The 22,152-nt window shown below is 62.3% G+C and carries 25 protein-coding genes; 11 read left to right on the forward strand and 14 right to left on the reverse strand.

Features of this window, described 5'->3' with window-relative positions; genetic code table 11:
• Positions 1-64: 64 nt before the first annotated feature.
• From NVV32_RS07635 to NVV32_RS07655, 5 genes are all read right to left on the reverse strand, one after another.
• The gene (locus NVV32_RS07635) at positions 65-304 is read right to left on the reverse strand and encodes a hypothetical protein (RefSeq protein ID WP_422391912.1); all 240 of its coding nucleotides are present in this window, start codon (positions 302-304) and stop codon (positions 65-67) included.
• Between the two features lie 222 nt (positions 305-526).
• On the reverse strand, positions 527-1,192 hold the full coding sequence (locus NVV32_RS07640; RefSeq protein ID WP_422391913.1) for an ANTAR domain-containing protein: 666 nt from the start codon (positions 1,190-1,192) through the stop codon (positions 527-529).
• A gap of 423 nt (positions 1,193-1,615) precedes the next feature.
• A complete protein-coding gene (locus NVV32_RS07645; RefSeq protein WP_422391914.1) occupies positions 1,616-2,452 on the reverse strand; it encodes a GNAT family N-acetyltransferase in 837 nt (278 codons plus the stop codon).
• A 652-nt stretch (positions 2,453-3,104) separates the two neighbouring features.
• Positions 3,105-3,560: a MarR family winged helix-turn-helix transcriptional regulator gene (locus tag NVV32_RS07650; protein WP_422391915.1), complete on the reverse strand. Its 456-nt coding sequence runs from the start codon at positions 3,558-3,560 to the stop codon at positions 3,105-3,107.
• 239 nt (positions 3,561-3,799) lie between these two features.
• Positions 3,800-4,375, reverse strand: a complete 576-nt coding sequence (locus tag NVV32_RS07655) for a MarR family winged helix-turn-helix transcriptional regulator (RefSeq protein WP_422391916.1) — start codon at positions 4,373-4,375, stop codon at positions 3,800-3,802.
• A 299-nt stretch (positions 4,376-4,674) separates the two neighbouring features.
• Here NVV32_RS07655 and NVV32_RS07660 point away from each other — a divergent pair, with 299 nt between their 5' ends.
• From NVV32_RS07660 to NVV32_RS07685, 6 genes are all read left to right on the forward strand, one after another.
• Positions 4,675-5,187, forward strand: coding sequence for an Asp23/Gls24 family envelope stress response protein (locus NVV32_RS07660; RefSeq protein WP_422391917.1), 513 nt, complete (start codon positions 4,675-4,677; stop codon positions 5,185-5,187).
• Positions 5,188-5,318: 131 nt separating this feature from the next.
• Entirely contained in the window at positions 5,319-5,501 is a 183-nt protein-coding gene (locus NVV32_RS07665) for a DUF2273 domain-containing protein (protein ID WP_422391918.1), read from the forward strand.
• 192 nt (positions 5,502-5,693) lie between these two features.
• Positions 5,694-6,026 (forward strand): Asp23/Gls24 family envelope stress response protein, encoded by a 333-nt coding sequence (locus tag NVV32_RS07670; protein ID WP_422391919.1) that lies wholly within the window; start codon positions 5,694-5,696, stop codon positions 6,024-6,026.
• A complete protein-coding gene (locus NVV32_RS07675) occupies positions 6,023-6,571 on the forward strand; it encodes a DUF6286 domain-containing protein (protein ID WP_422391920.1) in 549 nt (182 codons plus the stop codon). The genes NVV32_RS07670 and NVV32_RS07675 overlap by 4 nt, the downstream gene beginning before the upstream one ends.
• 15 nt (positions 6,572-6,586) lie before the next feature.
• A complete protein-coding gene (locus tag NVV32_RS07680) occupies positions 6,587-7,213 on the forward strand; it encodes a hypothetical protein (RefSeq protein WP_422391921.1) in 627 nt (208 codons plus the stop codon).
• Positions 7,214-7,452: 239 nt separating this feature from the next.
• Positions 7,453-7,626: a CsbD family protein gene (locus NVV32_RS07685; protein ID WP_422391922.1), complete on the forward strand. Its 174-nt coding sequence runs from the start codon at positions 7,453-7,455 to the stop codon at positions 7,624-7,626.
• 445 nt (positions 7,627-8,071) lie between these two features.
• On the opposite strand, the gene NVV32_RS07690 is transcribed toward NVV32_RS07685, so the two are convergent.
• Positions 8,072-8,785: a TetR/AcrR family transcriptional regulator gene (locus NVV32_RS07690; RefSeq protein WP_422391923.1), complete on the reverse strand. Its 714-nt coding sequence runs from the start codon at positions 8,783-8,785 to the stop codon at positions 8,072-8,074.
• Between the two features lie 89 nt (positions 8,786-8,874).
• Between NVV32_RS07690 and NVV32_RS07695 the strand changes: the two genes are divergently transcribed.
• Positions 8,875-9,789 carry an NAD(P)H-binding protein gene (locus tag NVV32_RS07695; RefSeq protein WP_422391924.1) on the forward strand — a complete coding sequence of 305 codons (915 nt, stop codon included), beginning with the start codon at positions 8,875-8,877 and terminating at the stop codon, positions 9,787-9,789.
• 445 nt (positions 9,790-10,234) lie between these two features.
• Here NVV32_RS07695 and NVV32_RS07700 read toward each other — a convergent pair whose 3' ends face one another.
• Positions 10,235-10,705, reverse strand: a complete 471-nt coding sequence (locus NVV32_RS07700; protein WP_422392019.1) for an Hsp20/alpha crystallin family protein — start codon at positions 10,703-10,705, stop codon at positions 10,235-10,237.
• Positions 10,706-11,208: 503 nt separating this feature from the next.
• Between NVV32_RS07700 and NVV32_RS07705 the strand changes: the two genes are divergently transcribed.
• Entirely contained in the window at positions 11,209-11,661 is a 453-nt protein-coding gene (locus NVV32_RS07705; protein WP_422391925.1) for a hypothetical protein, read from the forward strand.
• Positions 11,662-11,744: 83 nt separating this feature from the next.
• Here NVV32_RS07705 and NVV32_RS07710 read toward each other — a convergent pair whose 3' ends face one another.
• From NVV32_RS07710 to NVV32_RS07730, 5 genes are all read right to left on the reverse strand, one after another.
• The gene (locus NVV32_RS07710) at positions 11,745-12,200 is read right to left on the reverse strand and encodes a VOC family protein (RefSeq protein WP_422392020.1); all 456 of its coding nucleotides are present in this window, start codon (positions 12,198-12,200) and stop codon (positions 11,745-11,747) included.
• Between the two features lie 66 nt (positions 12,201-12,266).
• Positions 12,267-12,815, reverse strand: coding sequence for a hypothetical protein (locus NVV32_RS07715; protein WP_422391926.1), 549 nt, complete (start codon positions 12,813-12,815; stop codon positions 12,267-12,269).
• Positions 12,816-12,826: 11 nt separating this feature from the next.
• On the reverse strand, positions 12,827-13,195 hold the full coding sequence (locus NVV32_RS07720; RefSeq protein WP_422391927.1) for an SdpI family protein: 369 nt from the start codon (positions 13,193-13,195) through the stop codon (positions 12,827-12,829).
• A gap of 1,571 nt (positions 13,196-14,766) precedes the next feature.
• Complete coding sequence (locus tag NVV32_RS07725; protein WP_422391928.1) at positions 14,767-16,020, reverse strand: phospholipase D-like domain-containing protein; 1,254 nt, start codon at positions 16,018-16,020, stop codon at positions 14,767-14,769.
• A gap of 875 nt (positions 16,021-16,895) precedes the next feature.
• On the reverse strand, positions 16,896-17,612 hold the full coding sequence (locus NVV32_RS07730) for a DUF998 domain-containing protein (RefSeq protein ID WP_422391929.1): 717 nt from the start codon (positions 17,610-17,612) through the stop codon (positions 16,896-16,898).
• 53 nt (positions 17,613-17,665) lie between these two features.
• Here NVV32_RS07730 and NVV32_RS07735 point away from each other — a divergent pair, with 53 nt between their 5' ends.
• Positions 17,666-18,232, forward strand: coding sequence for a TetR/AcrR family transcriptional regulator (locus NVV32_RS07735; protein ID WP_422391930.1), 567 nt, complete (start codon positions 17,666-17,668; stop codon positions 18,230-18,232).
• Between the two features lie 33 nt (positions 18,233-18,265).
• Here NVV32_RS07735 and NVV32_RS07740 read toward each other — a convergent pair whose 3' ends face one another.
• Positions 18,266-19,177, reverse strand: a complete 912-nt coding sequence (locus NVV32_RS07740; protein WP_422391931.1) for a MerR family transcriptional regulator — start codon at positions 19,175-19,177, stop codon at positions 18,266-18,268.
• Positions 19,178-19,361: 184 nt separating this feature from the next.
• Between NVV32_RS07740 and NVV32_RS07745 the strand changes: the two genes are divergently transcribed.
• Positions 19,362-19,712: a hypothetical protein gene (locus NVV32_RS07745; RefSeq protein WP_422391932.1), complete on the forward strand. Its 351-nt coding sequence runs from the start codon at positions 19,362-19,364 to the stop codon at positions 19,710-19,712.
• 170 nt (positions 19,713-19,882) lie between these two features.
• Positions 19,883-20,374: an AAA family ATPase gene (locus NVV32_RS07750; RefSeq protein ID WP_422392021.1), complete on the forward strand. Its 492-nt coding sequence runs from the start codon at positions 19,883-19,885 to the stop codon at positions 20,372-20,374.
• On the opposite strand, the gene NVV32_RS07755 is transcribed toward NVV32_RS07750, so the two are convergent.
• Positions 20,293-22,086: a BCCT family transporter gene (locus NVV32_RS07755; RefSeq protein ID WP_422391933.1), complete on the reverse strand. Its 1,794-nt coding sequence runs from the start codon at positions 22,084-22,086 to the stop codon at positions 20,293-20,295. The genes NVV32_RS07750 and NVV32_RS07755 overlap by 82 nt on opposite strands.
• Positions 22,087-22,152 lie beyond the last annotated feature (66 nt).

Genomic DNA, 22,152 nt, shown 5'->3' on the forward strand with positions numbered 1-22,152 from the left:
TCGCTACTGTCGCCGCAAAAGGCTCGTCGACTCTGAGGCGAGAAGGTGCTTGCTCGTCGTTGGGCTATCTGGTGTTCGGCTGGTCAGCGAGGAGTTCGAAGAGTGCGTGATTGAGGAGGAGGCAGTCGAAGGTGGGGACGTCGGTGAGGTCGTAGAGGAATGCTTCGATGTCGAGTTCGGCGAGGTTCCCGCCGATGCCGTAGTAGTACACCCACAACTCCCAAGGCGTGATGTGTGCGCGGTCGATGGCAATCAGGACGTCCGGCCCGCGGAGGTTACTCGTTCGTCGGCGACTCCCGCTCATCTGCCTGATCCGCCTGTTCCGCTATCGCCGTGTCCTACCTCTACCTAACCGTAGAGCGGCGTTCGGCTAAGGGTGGCCAACCAGCAGAAAATGACCTTGGGGTTGCGCACCGAGGAATTGAAGTGTCACCAGGAATGACTCATTGACCAAGCTGGCCTGCCGCCCAATGACGCGAGGTCCTGCGGAAGCTCAGCAGAATGGGTTATCCCCGCTGGCCGGGCTTCAGTCAGTGGTAAGGAGTTTCAGTAGCTCGTGCTCGGAATCGAGACCTGTGCGTGAGGTGCCGCGGTGGAGGTGGTGGGCGAGGTCGATGATGTCCTGTGCGACGATGACGACTTTGCGGTTGGCGTTCTGGCTGTAGCTGCTGATGCGTTGGAAGGCTTCCAGCGCGTTGATCCCGTGCCGGCTCATGAGGATGCCCTTGGCTTGTTCGATGACGGCCCGGCTGACTGTTGACGCGGCGACGGCTTCGTTCGCGAGTTGGTGCCGGTCGGCGTGGATGGACCGTGTGAGGTCCACGACGAGCCCCCACACCCCGACGGGGGTGTCGCCGTCGAGGATGAGGTCGGCGCTCACCAGGATCTTATGGACCCGGCCGTCCACCGACCGCAGGGATGCGTACGCTGACGCTGGGCCCTTGGTCGTGGATACGCGGTCCCAGAACGCCTGGATCCTGTCCCTGTCGACGGCTTCGATGTGCGCGAGACCGAGCTCGAGGGTGGGAACGATGTCGCCGCGTTCGTAGCCGTGGATCCGGAACAGCTCATCGGACCATTGGAACGTCGGTGACCCGAAGTAGTACTCGACCGTCCCGGTGGGACAGTCAATGAAGTAGTCGATACCAGTGTCCCCGGTGTGGGGTGCCGCCGATTCTTCGGAAATGGTCATGGTGATAGAACCCATTCAACGGACTTGCCTCGGGCTAGCGTCTTAACCCGGACCTCAAAGGAGGACAGTAGCAAAGCCCTCCGACACCATTCTCCCGCTGTCACCTCGGCGGATCGGACGCCTGCCACAGATCGCCCTACCACCACTACGGCAGCAGCGTGCGCAACGGCACCTGACTGGCGGGTACGGGCGGTCGATGATGGGATTGATCCTGGACACGAGGCGCCGCTCAAGAAGCGGGCGGCGAGCCCACGTCCTGGGACGGCGGCTTCCCTAGCCAACTACTGCCGCTACGAGGCCGCCGTCCCAGCCCTCCCTACCACCGCCTTTTTGTCACTGCCTTCCTACCACTGCCTTCACCTACTACGAGCTGAGCGTCCCGGAGTGTTTGGCAGTGTCATCTGGAGTGTTGTGCGGGTCGGTTCAGGTGTGGACGAGTTGCTTGTACTGGGGGTTGAGCTGGAGGAAGTCCTGGGCTTTCTGGCAATACGCGATAGCTGCGAGGCGGCGCCGGTGGGCGGTGAGGAAGACCTGATGGATCAGGATGCCCTCAACGCCCTGATGCTCGAACGGCTCCGAAACGACCGTTCGCTTCAGGCGCAGCACCCCTGCCCGCATGGAGTAGGCGATAAAGCCGGCAAGCACACCGTCGCGGAAGAGTTCGAACCGTCGGCCCCGAGCGTTGTCCCGGAACTTCTGCCGGAACTCCGGCGGGTTCGCGCTGGAAGCCGCGTCGGCATCACGGCGTTCGATTTCCTCGATGACTCGTGTGTAGTCATCAACGATCATGAAGGACGGCGAGTCCCTGTTCAGTTGCTTGAACAGGTCAGTACTCCACCGGCGTAGCTGACGGTCGCTGGCCTCGCCCAGGTGGAACGGGATGACGTCCGGCGCTTCGCTGGCCGGCCGAGACCAGCCCTCGAGCTCCGAGTCCGAAAGGCCCTCGATGCGATCCGAGGAAGACGCAATACCGTCGACACCATCAACGCCGTCGACGCCGTGGAGGTCGTCATCAGGTGACTCGGATGAGGTCTCGCTTGCGGCTGAAGCGGCGACGGTGAGAGCGACGACGGAGCCGATGATTTCCTCAGCGACAGATGCCGGATCAAGCGCATGAGCCGCCCTCGTCGCTTCGGAAGTCGGAGCCGGATCAGCCAGATCCGCCGGGTTCGCTAGATCTGTTGTCTGCGGAGACATAGATGGGGAGCCGTAGGCTGCATCAGTAGCCTCAGCGGCGTCGGTCACGGGTGAAACGGACATGTATTCGTCCTTCGTGCAACAAGCTGTAGTGGCCGTTTCTTGACCTAAGTTCCACTGTACGCACTCAACTCACGAACCGTAAAGCTAGGCAAACTAGCTATCAGTCTTGTTTCGATACCCGGGAAACGCGGCGTGCTTCCTAACCGGCCTGCTGCTAACCTCGATGCCTTTGGCTGTCAGCCGCACGACTTACGCGATTTAGATGGATCTCACCGTTGTCCTTGAGCGCAGATGGTCCACCAGAACTTCGTCCAGTAGAAGACCGACGACGGTCGCAACTAAGAGGAATGGCCCGTGAGGTGAATCACGTGAAACGAGCGTGCGACATCGGTCTGCTGCCACGACTTAGCGATGGCAGGACGGGTTCCACCGCCCCCTAGGAGCCCGTTCTGTCCTTCCGGTCCTGCCCGAAATTTCACCTGAGAGGCTGGTTTCGTCAGAGATCAACCGCTCGACACGGAATGCATGCATTGAGAACGACCGTGCGATGCAGGCGCGGGACGCCCGGCTCTCATCGTGTAGGCGACATATCCGGTGAGGGCGCTATCACCGAAAGAGCTCGAATCGGCATCGGCGCGCGTTGTCCCGGAACTTCTCCCGAACTTGACGGTGCTTTCACTTCCTGGCGCCGCGTCCTGTCGTCTCTGTGTAGCTAGAGCTGGGCAAGGGTGCGCAACCCTTTTCTGAAGGCGTCGGTATCGCCGGCGGAAAGAGGGGCAAGCGCGTCGAGGACGATCGTTCCTAGATCCTCCTGGAGGCGGGAGTGAGCAGCTGCCCCTTCAGGAGTGGGGTGAAGACAAATCTTCCTCCGGTCTGCCACGTTCGGTCTGCGCTCTACCAGTCCGGCGGTTTCGAGGCGGTCGGTGACAGCGGTCATGCTCGCCGTTGACACATCCAGAACATCAGCAAGGACGCGTGGACTGAAGGCTTCCACCCCTGCATCCGCTTCAACGATGAGGGCCAGCGCCCGTGCCGCAGTGATGTTCAGGCCGGCTTTCTCGGCGAGGTCCTTCTCCACCCCGGCAAGATAGATCGAGGTTCTACGCAGCAGGTCAACCAGTGGAAGATCCTCGGAATCCGTCAAGTACCTGCCCACAGGTGAAGTCATGACTTATGCCTACCACGGGAGAAACGAATCAGCGTTAGGTCTGACGCGCCCCCGGAGCTTGCTGAGCCTGATGAGCTGGCCACGAAATGCTGCGTGAGCCTCATCTCGGTCTCAGCGGGTCTGTTCAAAGTGGGCTGAAGGAGATTCATCGATTCTGATCAGGGACTGCGCGGCGACGGACTCGAACGGTGGAGTTCGATCGTCGGGCTGTACGGGCAGAGTCTTTGGTGTGGGTCGTGTCAGGGCAGTCTGTGGTTCAGGTTTTCGAGTACTGCCGAGAAGTACCGTTCGATGATGTCGACGTCCTTGCAGTCAATTCCTTCCGCTACCTCGAGGAAGCTCGTTCGAAGGATTTCGGACGGATGCTGTTCGAGCCAGTCGGGTAGGGACTCTGCAGGTTCCAGATGAATGCCTCGCCTGTCAGTGGCACTGGGGCGACGACGCAGATAGCCGTCTGCTTCCAGCCGGTCCAGAACAGACGTCGTGGTCGCCGAGGAAAAGCCCAGGTGCGCGGCAACGTCCTTCGGTGCCACAATCCGCTTCTCTTTCCATTCCTGGCTGAGATAGAAGAGGGCCGCCATGTCCTTGTCGTTGAGGTTCCGCGAGTCACGCTGCAGCCGATAGGCGCGATCGGTGGCCTGGCGCATCTGCCGAAGCCGGAACACCATCTGATCCACGTGGCGTAGATGCTGCTCGAAATCCTCCAGGGGGCGTTGAAGCACCCCCGGCGTTTCCTCATGCGCCTCCGGCCCCGCACCGCCTTCCATGTAATTGGTCAACTGTTCTGCACGCATCTGTGGTTCGTGGTGATTCATCTGCCATCCGCCCGCCGTGAAAACACAGGGCCCAGAGGTTGCGCCCCCGCAACATGCCTCTACCGTCCCACAGCAGGGCTGATATGTCATAAAACGAATAGCTAGATTGTCTAGCTTGTTGATTTGCGATTGAACGTGTAGCGTTCGAAACAAGTCATCAACGGTTCTGCGGGGGCGCATACCGATGAAGCAGCACGTGTTCCCCCGCACCGTCTGCTCCTTCTTGTGTGTGCCCGCTCACCACGGGTGACTCACCCCCACAAGGAGCGCACAGCGCTCGAACAAGAAGGAGCACTTCGATGACCGAGAATCCGACCCGACCCACCACCAACGGCCAGGCGCCCCGAGCAGCCACGCCGATCGTCGACCCGGCGAGGACCGGGGCCCAGTCCTCCGGCCTTCACACGGATCAGGGCAACACCTCCATTGCGGACACCGTGGTGCAGAAGATCGCCGGCGTTGCCGCACGTGAGGTCCCCGGCGTCCACGCCATGGGTAACGCCGCCCGGCGCGCCTTCAACCAGATCACCGAGCGCATCCCCGGATCCCAGACGAACGCGTCCGGAGGCGTGAGCGTCGAAAAGGGCGAGAAGCAGACAGCCATCGATGTAACGATCGTCGTCGAGTACGGGGCATCCATCGTCGATGTCAGCAACACCATCCGCAAAAACATCATCAGCGCCGTCGAGCGTGCGACGGGCCTTGAGGTTATCGAAGTCAACGTCAACGTCTCCGACGTGCACCTTCCGACCGATGACGCCGACGAGTCCGACGACAACAAGACGTCCTCCACGGGCAAGGAACTCGAGTAGCAGCACAACCATCTGGCCCCTGCGGTCACCGGGACACCGCCCGGAAGAAGACACCGGACCGGCCCGGTGACCGCAGCCCCGCCCCACCGCGACTTACCTTCACACACCCATCACAGCGTCAGGACCACACCATGTCACGCAGCACCATCGGACTTTTCGTGGGTCTCCTCCTCGGCTTCGTCGCCGTCTTCGGAGGCTTCCTGGAATTCCTCGCCGTCATCATCTTCGCCGCCGTCGGTCTTCTGATCGGACGATTCCTTGACGGGTCCCTCGATCTCAACCAGCTCGCCGGTTCCCGCGCGAGGAAGGACTAACCCGTGGAGCCCACGCTTGACTCGCGCGAGGCCGGGCCGGGCAGATCGGCCCGACGCCGGGCAGCGAACACCTCAAGAGACGGGGAGCCCGGACGGGACGCAGCGAGCCTTGATCCTCACCCGGTTCCCTCGCACCACCCCACCGGTCGTAGCCTGACCCCCCGCCCCGCAGCTGATCGAGGTTCGCTGACGATGAGCGAGAAAGTCTTCGAGAAGCTGGCAACCCAGAGCGCCTCGGAACTCCCGTATGTCACCGGTACCGGTGGAGGACTGCTCGGCCTCGGCCGGAACCCCGGAAGAGATCAACGACCGCATGCAGCGATAAACCTCAGCGGCCGTAACGTCACAGTTTTCCTCGATGTCGCACTCGAGTTCCCGACAGACATCGCAGCTAGGTCCGCGCAGATCCGGCACCACGTCACCGCCAGCATCGAGCATGCCACCGGACTGGATGTACGCCGCATCGACATCACCATCAAGGCCCTCACCCCACAGACGGACCGATCACGCAGGAGCCTTCAATGAGCACCCGAACCACCCGAGCCTCGATCCGGAAGCGCCCCAGCCGCAGCATCCCGGCCGTCATCGTCGCCCTTGTCCTCCTAGCAGTAGCCGTCACGGCGGTCTGGTCCGGCATCACCGTCCTGACCGGCGGCAACACCGCGATCGTCGACGGAATCTCATCAGCAGCCGACACACCATGGTCGGCGCAAGCGGCGTACGTCCCCTCGATCGCCGTCGCCCTCATCGGCATCGCCCTGATCATCACTGCCCTCGTCCCCGGTCGGCACGACACGTACCTTCTGAACCACGACGGCGCGGCCGAAGCCGCGCTGACCCGGAAAGGACTGAAGACCTACCTCCAGGACCAGGCAGCCGACATCGACGGAGTCGACTCCGTGCGGGCCTCCACGAAAGGACGTCAGGTCGGTGTCCGCATCAACACCTACGCCCTAGATCGCCGCCAGGTCGAGAAGGACCTCGACCAAAGACTGCGGGGCAGGATGAACTCCTTAAACCTCAAGCACTCCCCACGCGTCCACATTCGCACCAGCACTCTCAAGGACTAGGAAGAGGATCCCACCATGCGACACACCGCAGCACGCCTCAACCGTGTCTGGCTCGCCATCATCGGCCTCATCCTCACCTTGGGAGCAGGTGCGGCGGCCACCATCGGCCTCGGATTCCTTGATCGCCGGTCCCTGGCCGGCATCCAGGCACCCGACCGCGCCCAGCCCATCCTCGGACTACCCGATGACCCGGCAACCGCCACGACACTCGCGACCATTCTGGTGGTGGGCGGCGCCATCATGGGCGTCCTTTGCCTCCTCTGGCTTCTGGCGCAGATTCCTCGCAAGCACGGGGCATCCGCGATAAAACTTCAGGACCCCGACAACAAGGGCCTGACCGTCATGAAGCCGAGCCTGCTCGAGAACGCGATCAGCGGCCGGGTCCAGGAGCTCGAGGACGTCACTGGCGCCACAACGATCATCCGTGGCTCCTCCCGCGCACCCGACATCGCCATGCGCATCACGACAACCTCACACGCCGACATCCCCACGATCGTCGGCGACGTCGAACAGCGCATCAACCACGACCTACGTCTGACCCTGGGCAGGGAGCCGGCTTCGCTAACCATCGCCATCGACGTGACAGCCGATCCGAAAAAAGACGACTCTGTCACCCTTCAACCAGCGCTCGCCCACGCGTGACTCACGCACATCTCATAAGCCCGCGCCAAACTGACGAAATGTCGAGGACACCATGAAGAAGATTGCCATCACCATCATCACAGCACTGTTCGGCCGATACATGGAGCGCCGGCGCGTCGCCGAGGGCCGCCCGAAAAAATCCCACGGCCGCCGCTGAACTAGCTATACCTTTTCAGACCCCGGCCCACTCATCGGACCGGCACATCAAAAACACCCCATCACAACGCAAGGAAAACATCGTGGGACTCGACGACAAGATCAAGAACGCAGCCGAGAAGATCACCGGCCAGGCCAAGGAAGCCTACGGCGACGCCACCGACAACGATCGCCTACGCGCCGAAGGCCAGGCTGACCAGTCCACAGCAGACATCAAGAACGCCGGCGAAAACGTAAAGGACGCCTTCAAGAAGTAGGGCAACCCCGAGCTGGAGGTCACCAGCCCGCCGCACACCCGCCGATGGCCTCCAGCTCCACCCCTCCCTGCCCGCACCCAAATCCCGGCAGACGCTGTGCACTCCTCTTCACGAGAGTGGTTGCGCGGCGCTCGGCTCGATCGAGTGTCTCGCAGATCTTTAGGTTTTCGAGACGTGTCTCGGCGGCCGATCGACCGGATTAGCTGTTGCAGTTGTGGTACCTCTGCGCCCGTTTTCATCGTCGCAGGTAGACGTCCCTTCGCCGGTCCGGCGGTGCTGATCGAGGAAGGAGTGTCAGAAGGTACGGAGAACCACCGGCTTGCGGGCCACGCTGTGCTCTCATCTTTCTTGCGCGAGTGCAACGTGAAGTGCGGTTCAGCTTCCCATCCCGGTGTCTAACTCGTTGATCCTTGCGTAAAAGGTTTTTCTTTCGGCTTCGTCGCGATCAGTGCTGTTGTGCGGTTTGGATGGAACGGTTTAACCACTCAACCATGAGGGACCGTTCCGCGGCACTCAGGCCGGGCAGTTGCGGAACGAGCGTGGCGAAGTTGACCGTGATTGAGGTGTTGCTGCCTGTTTCATCCACTGCGCGTCGTGGTCGGGTGATCTGGTTGAGCACGGCCTCGAAGAGGGCGTCTGCGAGCCCAGGATCCCTCCGCTCGGGTGGAGTCTCGAGTAGGGCTTGCACGGCGCCGGTGCCAGCGGCGTGAATCATCTCGAGAGCGCGCCTTTCGCTGACTTGCAAGAGGCCAGCAGTCGCGAGGGCGTGGATGCGACCCTGCAGCACCTCGATGCCTGTCTCGATGGCGGGAGAGGTTCCGGGGCGGGCATTCATCAACCGGATCAGTTCGGGGTTCGAGAGGCCAAAATCCATCTGCATACGCCACCCTGACCTCAGGGCCTCCACCGGGTCTTGGTGCCCGTCGGCATGTGCCGCTTTGCCTGCGACATGAACAGCCATGACGTGTTCCGCAATGGCGTCGAGGAGTCCGTCCTTATCACCGAATAGACGGTAGATCGTCGGCGCCTGAACGCCGGCGGCGTCCGCGACCCGTCGGGTCGTGACCGCAGCAGCTCCGCCCTCGCGAAGCAACCTGGCGGCGCCCTCGATGATGTGCGCGCGCAACTCTGCGCGGGGAGCATCCATGTCGACCGTCATGTATCGATGGTACTCGTTGATTGATTCCATCGGAAACAAGGGGTACAGTCGCCGCAGCAGTTATCAATGGAAACAACGAAGGTGAACCAATGATCATCATCACAGGAGCAACCGGGAATCTCGGCGGCCGAATCGTGGCCCGACTACTCGAGCGCGTGCCAGCCGCGGCGATCGGGGTCAGTGTCCGAGATGAGGCCAAGGCGACAGGACTCACTGCGAAGGGAGTACGAGTCCGGGAAGGAGACTTCACCCGGCCGGCCACGCTCGAGAAGTCACTCGAGGGTGCTGATCAAGTCCTCGTCGTATCCGCTGCCATCCGCGGAGGAGGAGCATTCGAGGCGAACAGCGCCGCCATCGATGCTGCGGTCGCGGCAGGCGCCTCACGGATCCTGTACACGAGCCATCAAGCAGCCTCAGCGACATCGCTCTTCCCGCCCCAGCGGGTCCATGCCGCAACCGAGGAGTACCTGGCGCAGCAAGGCATACCTTTCGTCGCCCTCCGAAACGGCTTCTATGCCAACGCGCTCGGCATACACCTCGACAGCGCGCTGTCCACCGGGAAGATCACGATTCCCGAAGACGGCCCAGTCTCCTGGACGGCGCACGAGGACCTGGCTGAAGTCGCCGCAGTCGCTCTTACCGAACCCGACGCGATCAGCGGCACCTCACCGCCGCTTACCGCGTCAGCAGCCCTCGACCTCGGTGACGTGGCCAGGGTCCTCACTCGACTTACCGAACGTACCATCACCCGAGTGACGATCGGCGACGACGAATGGAAGGCTGCAGCGATCGCCCGCGGGCTGCCACCCATGGTCGCCGACTTTTCTCTCGGCATGTTCCAAGCCGCACGACGAGGTGAGTTTTCTGTCGTAAACCCCACCCTCGAGACCACCATTGCCCATCCACCTCTACCCGTTGAGCACACGCTCCAGCAGCTCCTCGGAAGGCGTGATCGAAGCGCGGCGGGTCAAAATCGAGCAGTCCCGCATCGTCCCAATAGATGATGGTCAAAAGGAACTGAGCAAGCGGCCACAAAGCGCTGTGAGAACCGCGCCACTTACCGTTGCGATTCACACACGGGGGAGTCGTCGCGCGGCGCTCGGCTCGATCGAGTGTCTTGTAAAGCTTTAGGGTTTGAGACGGTCTGAAATGGATCGATGTCTTATGGCGGCGCCGTCGAGCGGTGGCGCGCTCATCAGGCGTCGGACAGCAACATTTCTTGAAGGTGAGCAGCTCCGCCCAGCCAGTTCAAGGGATAAGGACGAGGCGTCCGCGGAGCCTTCGTCGTTCCAGGCGGGTGTGTGCCGCAGAAGCGGCGGTCAGAAGAGGGGAACCTATTGTTCACGAAGTTTATGGGCGTTTCCTGCTGGGTGCGTGCCACGAGATCGAATGATTAGTACCCCCGCACGTCTGCGCGGGGGTACTAATTCTTAGGGAAGGACGGTAGAACTATGCCTCGACTGCCTTTTGGTTTTCGGTAGCGGATGCCGGGGATTCGACTGCCGCTGATTCGACCGGGGTGGAGGAATCGGCGCTGACGATCTCGATCTTGCGGGGCTTGGCCCGTTCGACGACGGGGATCATCACGTTCAGGACCCCGTTTTCGTACCGGGCGGAGATCCCTTCGGTGTCGATGCCCTGGCCGAGGTTCAGCTGGCGCAGGAACGAGCCACTCTCACGCTCACGGGTCAGCCATTTCACACCTTCAGTGCCGTGTAGAGTGCGCTCGGCGCGGATGGTCAGCAGCTGGCCGTCGACGTCGATGTCGACCGAACCGGGGTCGATGCCCGGCAGGTCCGCGGAGAGGATGTAGTGGTCCTTCTCCCGGTACAGGTCCATCGGCATCAGGCGCAGTCCCGGACGGTTCTCCAGCAGGGCGCCGGCAACGCGGTTCAGCTCACGGAACGGATCAAAACTCATGGCCACTGGAATCAACTCCTTTGCAGAAGCCACCGACAGGTGGTTTGTTCTTCAAGGTTGAGCGTCCTCCGCTCAACTACGAAAAATGTTAGCACTCACCCTGGCAGAGTGCCAGATGCTGTTCACGGACGTCGTCCCGACGGCTGTTGGCGTGCGACCAGTGGTAGTCAGATGTGCCAGTTGGTTGGACGGTCACCCCGTTCGATCGGACGGTCGGACGGTCGAACGAGGGTCATTGCTGGCAGCGCACTCCTGCCGGCAAAGGTCGAGTTTCCCCAACGAGGTCTCTCCACTCGGACAAGGATTTTCGACAGCGACAAATGCAGATGGGTGGAGCTGAAGCAGCGCCTCATCCCAGCGCCTCCCACCGGGTCTTCTTCGAGTGTGTTCACTCTGAGGGGTTTGGCTGTTCTCCTTCTTAAACCCGTCGAAAAAACGACCGTTCTTTCGAGATCCGCCTTGCGACTGATGACCACAAGCTCCAGGTCGCTTACTGTGCGAGCATGTCCCATAAGAAGCTTGCATCCAGCATCGTGAGGAACCCCTGGTCTCACGCCGTCGCCGGCGGAGCACTGGCTCTTATCCCGGGTAGGAAGTACCCAGCCTGGCTGCGCCGAACCATCACTTTGGGCTCCACAGCAACGGTGGTCGCTGTCATCACGGTCCCAAGACTCGGCTCTAAGTTCCTCAAGCACACCTCCGTACAGGAAACACCACCAGTCACCAACATCAGCCCAAAAGCCAAGGCCGGCTTCGCCACCGTCGCCGGAGCCCTGATGTACGGGACGATGCGGCTTGGTTGGTGGTTCGACGAAGCCGCCGAACAGACTATGCGGAAGATACAGGTGCCCTATCCCCGGGTCGTCCTAGGAGTAGCTACCGGTGTGCTGTACTACTACACCGACGATCGACGATTGAAGAAAGACGATCAAGGACGGACAAAAGCCGACGTCTGAGGATACTCACGACGGTCACGACTGCTCCACCCGATCGCTCAGCGGATGGGGCTTGAGCCTGCCCGCGTCGAACGGTGTGTCTCTCACTGGACGGATCGCGCGTGCTGCTCGAACGACGGTGATTCTGCGGGAACAACGTCGAAGAGAAGCCCCGCTGGATCTTGCATCACCACCCACGTCCTGCCGACAGCGACCTGGACGGCTCCGAGCCGTTTAGAGCGATCGACCTCGGCGTGCACGTCATCGGTCTCGATATCGAGGTGATACCTGGCGGTCCTCGCAGGTCCAATGTCCTGTAATCCGACCCAGGACAGGGCAGCTGGCTGCGGAAGAGCCGTGAACTCAGGAAATTGCTTGACTTGCTGGGCATCGGTGAGCAGAGCGGCGGCCCAAAAATCGGGGTTGCGGCGAATGTCTCGGACGGCGCGTCGATGATGACCTCGCGCAGCAGTATCCGGTGCATAGCTCTTAGTAGAACGTGACAACAGTCGACGGCGCCACATCTTCCGAGCTTCAAATCTGAACGTCGGGCACGACATCGTGCGGGTCGATTGACGGCCACCCACCGTCGTGTCCGACGGGGCGACGTTCCGGTAGCCGGTCCCTTAGCGCTCAACGTAGTTGCTGCGGGTGGGCCGCTGCGTGAGTCTGAAGCGAACGAGGCGCTGGATCATGATCGGGTAAACGTGAAGGAGGACTCCGATGAGCAGGATCTGGAGTGCGCCCGCGGGGTGGGACGTCACTGTGGCAATGAGGACGAGGAGCCCTGTGGCGGCGACGCCGAGAAGGTGACCAGTTTCGGACTGTTCAGTCCCTCGAAGAAAGCCGCTCGTACCCGGCTCTTCGTTCTTCGCCTGACGCATGTTCTTGATGACCCGGTTCCAACCGACGACATCGAGGGCACGCCGAACGGCCTCAGCACCCAGCAGCGTATAGATCCGTGGCTCGAACGATCGGACCCGGTAGCGGGAGCGCGCAATATCGACCAGTGACGGACCGATCAGCAGCGCCATGAAAAGAAACCCGCCCTGGACGACGACCGCGTAGACGACGTGGCCGGGCCCGATAGCGAACCAGCCGGCACCAGCTAGTCCAATACCGACCAGAAAACCCGCAACAACTGGTGTAGGTGATGTGACTTGTTCAGCGCCCACTGTTCTCGGTCCTACTCGGTGGCGGCGCGTGCGGCGGCATTAGCTAGCGCAGTCGAGCGGAAGAGGACCACGGTCTGCGCGATGAGCGCCGCGAACGCGAGCAGCGGTCCTGCCTGTCCACCAACAAGAACCTGTGCGATCAGGGCCGTAATCATTCCGATACCGGCAACGGGCATCATCTTCCTCAGCGCTGGAAGAGCAGCTCTGTGCCCGGCTGCCCAGGCTTCACTGGATGCCTGGGTGTGCCTGGTACGGATCCCGGCTGCTGCGTTGCGGCTGATCAGGCCCTCAGCTGCCTGACGTGTGACGAACAGGCAGACAGCGGGTAGGAACACCAGGGTGAGAAGCAGGATGGTCAGAGCGACATACTCTTCAGACATCAGCGACCCGCAGCGACGAAAACATCGTTGTCATGCTCCCGAGTCTATCCAGCTCCATTAGTCAGACGGCCTGTGGACCAATCGCTCAGCGGGACGGAGGTTCGAGCCTGTTGAGGTACCTGTCGATGAGTTGCTGGGCTCGGGTTGGCGTCATGCGGTCGGTGTCGGTTGCCCCAGCAATGGGGACGCTCCAGCAGCCATCCCTCATCAGTCAGGTACCTCCAACCCTTCAACAGTCGGTTGTCCTACGCCACCTGATCCTGTGGTTTCTCCTATCTAGGGCGACCCTCTTGGAACCACGCGTCCCGGTTGTCGTTAGTGTCCAGTGGACGGCGGATGTTTTGTTTTATCTCCATCATCGAGATACTGGTCTATGAGCTCTCACCATCCGGCGCCTGTAGCCCGCCCGACGAAAAGCACTCGCCACGTCGATCGGGCGCGTCAGATCGCCGTTACTGCAAGCGAAATCATCAGTCTCCTTGGACCTCTCATCGGTGCGGGGATCATCGGATCTCAGGTCGAGGAGTCCTCAGGCGGTGACCTGTCCTCCGACGCAACACTCGTAGCGCCAGGTGGACCCGCTTTCTCCATCTGGTCGGTCATCTATTTGGGCCTTTTCATCTACACAATCTGGCAATGGTTACCGTCACGGACTGCTGATACGAGGATGCGGGCAACGGGCTGGCTCTCGTCCCTGTCCATGCTGCTGAAGGCTGCATGGCTCGTGGTGACTCAGCAAGATTGGATCTGGGCAAGCGTCGCGGTCATCGTCGCATTGCTGGTCACCCTGGTTCTTCTAGTCAGGCGGCTTACCCGGCACAGAGCATCACATGGCAGGAGTGAGCTTCTGGTCGTGGACGGTACGTTCGGGCTGTACCTTGGCTGGGTCTGCGTCGCCACCGCAGCGAATATCGCAGCAGCCCTCGCCTCAGCGGGCGTCGCGACAACAGGGTTGAGCGCCGAGTGGGCTACGGCCGCCTTGATTCTGTTCCTCGCTGGCGCTTTGACACTGCTGCAGACCAAGGTCGGAAGGAGATGGGCGGTAGCTGCAGCATCATGCTGGGGGTTGGCTTGGGTAGCCATAGCAAGGATTGCTGATCAGCCCCAGTCGGTGGTCGTAGCCGGCACGGCTGCCGTAGCGACAGTGCTTGTCCTCGGTGTCACCGCCCTCCTCAGATCCAGGCACGCCTTGTCCCGTTAGGTTTCGGCTCCCTACCCTGAAGTTTCTCCATTCGTGGGTGTCGGCTGGCCAGTGGTGGCCGAGGTGGACGTACCTGGTGCCCATGGACACGCCAACACGATGGCAGCTCGGCTCAGGGATGGTCTGGTGCGTCGGATGATGGGCTTGCCGAACAGGCCGCCGAAAAGGTTAAGGCTGTTCTCGAGAAGGATCGGCCTGTCCAGCGGTATGAGTAGCTGTGCAGTTGCCATGAGAGGAACTCTCTTTAGGGGAAGCTCCCTTCTGGCTTTGGGTCTCTCAGGCCAGGTTGATAACCGCTGGTGCGGCCGGAAATTCCAGTGGGCAACCCGCACCCACAACTGCCCTGCAGACGGTCTGGTCACGAAAGCCGCTAGAGGAGGGGTCGCAGGGGTATGAGGACGGTTTCGGCGAAACGGGCGGCGGGGTGACGTCTACTCCATTCGTCCAGTTCGACTTTCGTCGAGTTGTCCCGGTCGATGGCGAAGATCTTCTCCATGTCGGCGGCAAAGCCCTCGTCCTGGACCTCGAGGTTGGTTTCGTAGTTGAAGCGCAGACTGAGCCGGTCGATGTTCGCGGTCCCGACGATGGACCACTGGCCATCGATCGTGGCGGTCTTGGCGTGGATCATCGCGTTCCGATACTGCAACACGGTAATACCGGCTTCCAGGAGTGAGGAGTAGAAGCCTCTCGAGAGCCAGTCGGCGAGGATGTGATTGGAATCCTGCGGGACGATGATCTGGACGTCGACTCCTCGACGGGATGCTTCGACCAGGCCTGCGAGGATCCTTTGGTCGGGGATGAAGTACGCGGTCGTGAGGTAGATGTGGTGCTGGGCTCGGCTGATCGCATCGAGGTAGACGCTGCGGATCGGGTAGACCAGGTCGGCGGGGATGTTGTTGATCGCCACGATGCGCGAGTTCCAGTGCACCGGGTTCTGCGGGGATAGTTCGGGGCGTCTGACGGCGAGGTGATTCCATACCTGTCCGAAGGCGTGTCCGAGTTCGAAGGCTGCCGGCCCGACGAGCCGCACATGCGTGTCCCGCCACTCCGTTGCATAGAGGGATCCGATGTTGTATCCGCCGATGAACGCGGTGTCGTTATCGACCAGGAGGATTTTGCGGTGCGTCAGCCCTGTCGCCGCGACGGGACCGTATTGCAGTTTCGGTCCCAGGGCGGGGAAGCGGAACACATGGACGTCGGGGTGGAAGGTGTAGAACGACGAGGGCACCACGAGGTTCCCGAAGTGGTCGTAGATGACGTACACGGCAACGCCCCGGGCGGCAGCTTCATTGAGGGCGTCGCGGAACGCGTGCCCTACCTCGTCGTCCTTCCAGAGATATGTCTCGAGGAAAATCCGGTTCTCGGCCGCCCTGATGGCCTCGAGCATGTCGTCGAACAGGTCCTGGCCGTAGGTGTAGGTCGTCGTTGCCGTTTCACCGACCTGCGAGTGGAACGTGCCGGGACGAGGGAAGCCGGTGCGCTGGGACCTATCCTTTTTCTTCAGAGCGTCAGCGGCTATGAGTGCCGCGATTACCGCTCCCTGAGCGGCGACGACGCCGGCCGCGCCCTTCATGGCGAAGCGCCGGAGGGAGGGGACAAGGGAACTCCTACCGGCAGCGACCATGATCTGAGCCTAACTGCACATCTTCTCCCTGCTTTGCCGCGTCACTCACATTTCATTGGAGCACCGATGAGTTCTTCGTTTTCGAACGGCAACGAGGGCGTACCAGCTCGAAGCTTTCAGCTGTGCGAGACGTCGTGGCTTTACGGGTCTCGGGGACAGGCATCCGCGGAAGGCGTGGATCGGATGGCCGGCACTGTTGGTGGTGAGATTGGTATGGGGTCGATCTGTTATGTGACAGATTCTGCGCGCGGTCTAGATCGACACGGTTGCGGGCATCTCCACGTCACCGGGGTAGTGGAGCCCTATTTGATGGCGGGCCTCGTCGAGGAGCTCCATGGTCATGACAGTTTCAGAGGTCGTCATGTGGGGGCTTTCGGTCATGCCGGTTTGTATGCAGCGGGTGACCTCACGTAGTTCGTGGCTGAAGCCTTGCCCGTATGCCTCGAAGTGTTCCGTTCTGAGGGTGCCTTGGCGGGGTTGAATGATGAGTTCACCGGGGTTGAACAGGGGAGTGGATGACCGGAGCCAGCCTTCAGTGCCTCCGACGGTGACGATGCTGGGGCATTGGGAGCCGATGGATGTGATGAGTTGTGCGTGGGCTCCGGTGTCGTAGGTGAGGGTCAGGGCGGGTACACCCCTACGCCACAGCTCAGATCGGTTCAGATCGTGTTGATCTAGGGTTCTTCTGCGGCTTCTGCAACAGAAGTGCTCAAGGGTCTAGACGTCGTGCACCGACAACGGGGCGTGGGGACTGCCGTCTTACCTCTTCCTGACCCGCCTTCGATGAGGAAGTTTCGCTTGCCCATACCAAAGGGTAAACGCGACTCGCACTGTCGGACATAAGGCGATCGGCTAAAGAAACTCGTGTTGGTGACCTACGTGACTGGAGATGTTGGCATGGCGTGGTCCGGCTTTTCGTTGTGGCCTGAGCTGGCGTGATGTTTGCTGTGTCGTGTCGTGAGCAGGATCAGGCCCAGCGCGGCACCCCATATCGTGAGGGTGTCGAAGGCGAAGCGTTCGGTTGTGCCGAGCCCCAGTGGTATTGATGGCCGGCCGCTGATCGCGTCGATGAATAGAACGAATCCAGCGAGTGAGAGCCCGACACTGGCCAGGGTCAGAACACGTGCCCAGCGTGCTGCGGTGCTGCCTTTGAGTGCGGCCGCGAGGACGAGCATTCCCACCCATTGGAGCACGGCTTGGGCGAGGGCCGCATTGTCGTGAGCTGCGGGCTGCAGGTCCCAGGGCAGGAGACCGACTGCCGCCACAAGTAGACCGCCCAAAGCGAGGAAGGCCATCGCTGCCTGCCCGGTCCGTCGTCTCGGCCATATGGACCAGAAAAGAATCGCGCCTACGGTCAACAAGATGCCATTGGCTACTGTCGCGCCATTGGCTAGGAGGTGTGCGGGTGAACAGATGTACCGTTCGACGCGGGTACCGGCGTCGTAGATTCCGCACTCGGTCACGCCCAGATCGCTGATGAAGTTCGATGACCAGGAATACTGGTTAGGCCACTGAGCGGCTGCGAATGCCTGGGCCGGGAAGGTCAGGAGGCAAAGAATCCACAGCGTGGCACCCAGACGAGTTCGTGTCATGCCACGAGCATACAATACGATCGTATTGTTCTGGTTCGGAGTAGCCTCGGCTCATGACCTCCGCTGGCGCTCAGCGCATCCTGACGGCCGTGCAGGACATCCTGATCGAGAGGGGCATTGAGGACGTGACGATCCGTAACGTCGCCGCAGCCGCCGGTCTCTCTATAGGTGCAGTTCAGCATCACCACAGGACCAAGGACGATCTGATCATGGCGGCCATGGACGAGGTCTCCAGAAACTTCATCGAGAGGGTGAGCGCCGTGCTGACGCCGGAGGCGTCAGCACGCCAGAACCTGGATGCGGTGTGCAGGATTCTCGGTGGCGTGGATGATGAGTCCCGTACCGCTTCAGTCATCTGGTTGGCCTACGCTTCGAAGGCAACAACAAGCAGCGCAGTAGCCGACGCTCATCAGTCATCCTGGCGCCTCATGGAAGCGGGCCTGACAACTCTGCTCCAGCGATGGAAACCATCCCTCGGAGATGATGACGCAGCCATGCTGATGGCACTACTTGATGGCATCGCCGTTGCTAGGGCAACCGAGACCGACCGCATGACGCCGATCCGAGCCCAGCAACTCATCGACAGGTACCTCGACAGGCTCGAACCTCCGTCCCGCTGAGCGACCTCCGTGCGGGCATTTGTGGGCCCCTATTCAGGACGTCGGCTCCGGCGCCTCGGGTGCTCCGAGTTGCACTGCCAACTCCATGCAGCGCAGGCGGGCTGGGGAGAAGTCGTAGGGCATGCTCCGGATGACCTCCGCCGCGCTCCTGGCGCGGGAGCCCTCTGGCGGCTTGGGGCCGGGCGCTGCGTCGGCGTCTTCGGGCGGGTGCAGTTCGTCCCAGGCGTCGAAGAGTGCGTTCTCCTTCTCCATTTGGCCGGACTCCTCGATGACGCGCATCAGCGCGGTCTCGAAAGCGTGCCGCTCGGCCGCCGCCTGCGCCACGCGGGGGTCGTCGACGGCGACAGTGTCGTCCAGGGCCGCCTCGGCGGCGTCGATCCTGTCGGACTCCGCCCGCAGTGCCGGATCGGCGGCCAGAGCGAGGAAGCGGCCGGCCTGGACGGCGGCGCCGAGCGGACCGAAGATCCGTTCGGTGACCAGCAGGACATCCAGGTCGTCCTGGCGCAGCGAGCCCTCGGGCGCGCCCTCGAGGCGACCGGAAACGATGCCGTCGAGCAATCCCAGCCGACTGCCGAGCGTCTGCATGCGTTGCACCGAGGCGCGCTTTCGCTGCAACTCGGCCTCCTGAGCGGCGAGGGTGTCCTCCAGCCGAGTGAGGACGCCTGCCATCTCGTCCTCGCCGTCACCGCCGTCGGTGTCACTTGGTGCGCCGTCGAAGGCGTCGCGGATGTCGTCGAGGGCGATCCCGGCGTCGGCCACGCGTCGGATCCAGAGCAGCCGGATGATTTCCTCGTAGCCATATCGGCGGCGGCCGTCGCCGCCCCGCTCCCGCTCGGGAAGCAACCCGACCTGGTGGTAGTGGCGGATCGCCCGGGGCGTGATGCCGACGAACGCAGCAGCGTCACCGATCAGAACCTGTCGGGGCGGGGCCGGAAACGGGTGCAAGGGGGACCTTTCGGAGCGGGACGGGACGTGCTTCGAGCAGACCACATGACCCTGCGGCAGGTGCAAACCCGATCTCACGGCCCGCGGCCTGCAGCCGGGACAGACGGCCCCGTCGGGGATGCTCCTGGAGCGTTCCACAGGGGACGGATCAGCGGACGCTGTGTAGGCCCTTTACGATCGGAGGATGATTCCTGAATCGTGGGCGGCGTACTACCGGCAGGACGACGGGGAGCTACTGGGGTACCTCGTTCCTGACGGCGATTCGTTCCTGCCAGTGACCGTCTTCGGGTACGAACTCGGGGAGCCTGTCGAGGAATACGATGCCTCCTACGTCCTGGAGAGCATTGGCCTGAGCTATCTGGCCGACACGTGGGCGTTGTCCGTCGCGGACCGTAGTGAGCCGATCAGCGTGCAGATCGTCGAGGCGAGCCCCGAGGCCTTGAAGGTGAAGAGCGTGGACTACGGGTGGGGGCAGGACTACGGCACGATGATCGAGCTACCCGTACCGGAACCGGGCCGACTACGCCGGCGCTGAGGCTTGAATCGATCGCCCTGCAGATCCCGGTGATGGATCCTGGACCGGACGTTGTACCCGGTGGCGGGCACACTGAGCGAATGGCCTTCGATCGTTTCCCGATCCGAAGCCTGACCGAGCACCCCGCCCATACCCTTGATCGCCGGGCCTGGCCGGCGATCTTGGCGCCAATGACGACGATCCTTGATCACGGACTCGATAATGGTCCAGCAACTGCCCTGGTCGGTGAGAACGGATCCGGGAAGTCCACGATCATCGAGGCGATAGCTCTGGCCTACGGGCTGTCTCCCGAGGGAGGGTCGACCGGAGCACAGCACCGGACGCGTTCCACAGAGTCGGTTCTAGCGGATCATCTTCAACTGGTCCGCACCGCCGGCACCACCCGTCGCGGGTACTCCCTGAGGGCCGAAACCATGCACGGGTTCTTCACGTACCTTGAGTCACATCCGAGCACGAACGGCCCGGACGTTCCTTTTCATGAGATGTCCCACGGAGAATCGTTCCTCGAGCTAGGTGTGGTTCACCGCATCACGGCTGACTTCCTGCACGCAGCTCTGGAGGGGCTGCGTGCAGGGTCGGCTTATCGTGTGTCGGTGGGGCGGCGTGTAGCGCGGCTGCTGCTGTGCGAGCGGAGGTGCTCCGCTTCCTGCTCGCTGGAGTAGTCAGCGAGGTGCTCCTGTACCTGGCGTTCGACCTGGCCAGACATCGATTCGCTGACCTGGTCGCTGACGCGGTCTGCCATCGCTGCTGCGGCGGCCTTGCGTTGGGCTGACTGCCAGGCGCGGTGCTCGCCGTGGAACGCCTTCGCGGTGGCGATGCACATGAGGAGCATGACGACGCTGAAGGGTAGTGCTGTGAGGATCGCTGCGGTCTGGATGGAGCTCAGACCCGTGTCACCGACCAGCAGCAGGGAGATCGCTACCAGGGCGGCGAGGCCGGCCCAGAACACGCGGATCCAGTTCCGCGGGTTGGGATCGCCGCCGGTGGAGATCATGCTCATCACCAGGGCCCCGGAGTCCGCGGACGTGATGAAGAAGATGGCGATGAGGAGGATCGCGCCGATGAGCAGTGCTGGGCCGCCGGGCAGCTCACCGAGGAGACCGAAGAGAGCGTTCTCGGTGTCCACCGATCCGTCCTCTGCGATCAGGCCGCCCTGACCGAAGATCTCCCGGTAGATCGCGGAACCACCGAGCACGGAGAACCAGAGGAACCCGAGCGTCGTGGGGACCAGCAGCACGCCGGCGACGAACTCGCGGACGGTGCGGCCCTTGGAGATCCGGGCGATGAAGATGCCGACGAAGGGTGCCCATGACATCCACCAGCCCCAGTAGAACGTGGTCCAGGCCGCCTGCCAGGCCTCGCCCTCGGCACCGGAGAACGCGAGGGTGTTGAACGTGAGGCCCACCACGTTCTGCAGGTAGTTGCCGATGGACTGGACGAACTCACGCAGGAGGAAGAGCGTGGGCCCGGCGAAGAGGACCACGAGCAGCAGGACACCGGCGAGCACCAGGTTGATGTTGGACAGCCATTTCATGCCCTTGCCGACCCCGGAGATGACCGAGACGATGGTCAGCGCCGTGATGCAGAGGATCAGGCCGACCTGCGTGGCCTTGGTCGCGGCGAGGATCCCGACGGTGTCGAGTCCGGACGAGATCTGCAGTACACCGAGTCCGAGCGAGGTCGCCACGCCGAAGAGGGTGCCGACGAGCGCGACGACGTCGATGGCGTGGCCCCAGCCGCCTTTGACGTGATCACCGAGGAGCGGCTCGAGGGTCCAGCGGATGGAGATGGGGCGTCCCCGACGGTGGACGGCGTAGGCGATGGACAGACCGACGACCACGTAGATGCTCCATGCGTGCAGCCCCCAGTGGAGGAAGGTCTGCGTGATGGCCTGCTGCCCTAGCTGGACGTCAGTGCCCGTGACCCCGGGGCGCGGGCTGGCGAAGTGGTTGAGCGGCTCGGCGACGCCCCAGAAGACCAGCCCGATGCCCATGCCGGCGGCGAAGAGCAGCGCGAACCAGGACATGACGGAGAACTCGGGTTTGTCGTCGTCCTTCCCGAGGCGGATATCGCCGTAGCGGCTGAACCCGACCCAGAGGGAGAAGGCAACGAAGAAAGCGACGAGGGCCACGTAGTACCAACCGAAGGCACCAATGACGTTCTCCTGAATGCCGGCGAACAACGAGGACGCGGAATCAGGGGCGATCAGCGCATAGGCCACAAACAGCACGATAAGCGCCGCCGCGGGAACGAAGACCGGAAGCGCCAGGCGCGCGGTATGGACGGGCTTCGTGCGGGCGGGCTTCGTACGGGACGTCGGACGGGCGGAGTCGGGCGGGCCGACGACACCCTCTTCCCTGTTCTTTATACTCACGGCAGTTCTCCTTCGTCGATGCGTGGCGGGCTCATTGAACATCCCGGCCCGCACTCCGGACAGGAT

This window comes from Arthrobacter sp. N1 (assembly GCF_048288285.1).
In the GTDB taxonomy this organism is placed as follows: domain Bacteria; phylum Actinomycetota; class Actinomycetes; order Actinomycetales; family Micrococcaceae; genus Arthrobacter_D.

What these genes read in the sequence shown, in the direction of transcription:
- NVV32_RS07695 (WP_422391924.1), top strand. Translation starts at nt 8,875, where the DNA reads ATGATCATCATCACAGGAGCAACCGGGAATCTCGGCGGCCGAATCGTG.
- NVV32_RS07640 (WP_422391913.1), bottom strand. Translation starts at nt 1,192, where the DNA reads ATGACCATTTCCGAAGAATCGGCGGCACCCCACACCGGGGACACTGGT.
- NVV32_RS07725 (WP_422391928.1), bottom strand. Translation starts at nt 16,020, where the DNA reads ATGGTCGCTGCCGGTAGGAGTTCCCTTGTCCCCTCCCTCCGGCGCTTC.
- NVV32_RS07665 (WP_422391918.1), top strand. Translation starts at nt 5,319, where the DNA reads ATGTCACGCAGCACCATCGGACTTTTCGTGGGTCTCCTCCTCGGCTTC.
- NVV32_RS07710 (WP_422392020.1), bottom strand. Translation starts at nt 12,200, where the DNA reads ATGTCGTGCCCGACGTTCAGATTTGAAGCTCGGAAGATGTGGCGCCGT.
- NVV32_RS07745 (WP_422391932.1), top strand. Translation starts at nt 19,362, where the DNA reads ATGATTCCTGAATCGTGGGCGGCGTACTACCGGCAGGACGACGGGGAG.
- NVV32_RS07655 (WP_422391916.1), bottom strand. Translation starts at nt 4,375, where the DNA reads ATGAATCACCACGAACCACAGATGCGTGCAGAACAGTTGACCAATTAC.
- NVV32_RS07680 (WP_422391921.1), top strand. Translation starts at nt 6,587, where the DNA reads ATGCGACACACCGCAGCACGCCTCAACCGTGTCTGGCTCGCCATCATC.
- NVV32_RS07675 (WP_422391920.1), top strand. Translation starts at nt 6,023, where the DNA reads ATGAGCACCCGAACCACCCGAGCCTCGATCCGGAAGCGCCCCAGCCGC.
- NVV32_RS07635 (WP_422391912.1), bottom strand. Translation starts at nt 304, where the DNA reads ATGAGCGGGAGTCGCCGACGAACGAGTAACCTCCGCGGGCCGGACGTC.
- NVV32_RS07645 (WP_422391914.1), bottom strand. Translation starts at nt 2,452, where the DNA reads ATGTCCGTTTCACCCGTGACCGACGCCGCTGAGGCTACTGATGCAGCC.
- NVV32_RS07690 (WP_422391923.1), bottom strand. Translation starts at nt 8,785, where the DNA reads ATGACGGTCGACATGGATGCTCCCCGCGCAGAGTTGCGCGCGCACATC.
- NVV32_RS07750 (WP_422392021.1), top strand. Translation starts at nt 19,883, where the DNA reads ATGACGACGATCCTTGATCACGGACTCGATAATGGTCCAGCAACTGCC.
- NVV32_RS07670 (WP_422391919.1), top strand. Translation starts at nt 5,694, where the DNA reads ATGAGCGAGAAAGTCTTCGAGAAGCTGGCAACCCAGAGCGCCTCGGAA.
- NVV32_RS07720 (WP_422391927.1), bottom strand. Translation starts at nt 13,195, where the DNA reads ATGTCTGAAGAGTATGTCGCTCTGACCATCCTGCTTCTCACCCTGGTG.
- NVV32_RS07650 (WP_422391915.1), bottom strand. Translation starts at nt 3,560, where the DNA reads ATGACTTCACCTGTGGGCAGGTACTTGACGGATTCCGAGGATCTTCCA.
- NVV32_RS07700 (WP_422392019.1), bottom strand. Translation starts at nt 10,705, where the DNA reads ATGAGTTTTGATCCGTTCCGTGAGCTGAACCGCGTTGCCGGCGCCCTG.
- NVV32_RS07735 (WP_422391930.1), top strand. Translation starts at nt 17,666, where the DNA reads ATGACCTCCGCTGGCGCTCAGCGCATCCTGACGGCCGTGCAGGACATC.
- NVV32_RS07705 (WP_422391925.1), top strand. Translation starts at nt 11,209, where the DNA reads ATGTCCCATAAGAAGCTTGCATCCAGCATCGTGAGGAACCCCTGGTCT.
- NVV32_RS07730 (WP_422391929.1), bottom strand. Translation starts at nt 17,612, where the DNA reads ATGACACGAACTCGTCTGGGTGCCACGCTGTGGATTCTTTGCCTCCTG.
- NVV32_RS07660 (WP_422391917.1), top strand. Translation starts at nt 4,675, where the DNA reads ATGACCGAGAATCCGACCCGACCCACCACCAACGGCCAGGCGCCCCGA.